Source organism: Vibrio sp. 2132-1 (genome assembly GCF_033344315.1).
On sequence record NZ_JAWPON010000308.1, the window covers coordinates 1 to 719 of the forward strand.

Sequence of the window (719 nt, forward strand, 5' to 3'; positions counted from 1 at the left end):
GGTAGAACTGACGACCGTCAATCTCCTTCTTACCATCGGTGTATACATTAACTGGGCAGTCGTGCATAAAGACGATATCTAAGTCTGAGTTGTAGCCCAACTCCCATCCACCGACTTTACCATAACCGATCACGGCAAAGCCTTTGCCTTCACGGTCTTTCACGTGTGTTGGCTCGCCGTATTTTTCAGACACTTGAAGCCACGCTTGGCTGACCACCGCTTCAACAATGGCTTCTGCTAGATAAGTTAAGTGGTCACTTACTTTCATGACTGGCAGCACGCCAGCGATATCCGCCGCCGCGATACGCAAAATACAAATCTGCTTAAACTGACGCAGCGCTTCCATTTGCTGCTCCATATCATCTTCGGGAATACGGGCAAGGAAATCGCGCAATTCAGTGCGATAGCTATCGAGTGGAATTGGGTTGTACAGCTGTTGAGGATCTATCAACTCATCCAGAAGGATTGGATAACGAGACAACTGTTCGGAAATCATCGGACTTGCGGTACACAAGCGCACTAACTGCACCAATGCGGCCGGGTGTTCATCCAACAATTCTAAGTACGTCGTGCGCGTGCAAATATTGTGCAGTAAGTGCAGTACTCGCGGTAAACCAAACTGTGCATCAGGGTGGGCAAACACCGCGTCAAACACTTTTGGCATCAAGCGGTTTAAGACTTCTCGCCCACGGGGGCCGAGCGTTTTCTTGGCCAAGTCG

The 719-nt window shown here is 49.8% G+C and carries 1 pseudogene; it reads right to left on the minus strand.

Features of this window, described 5'->3' with window-relative positions:
- A pseudogene (locus R8N47_RS25110) lies at positions 1–719 on the minus strand (bifunctional glutamine synthetase adenylyltransferase/deadenyltransferase); the annotation flags it as partial.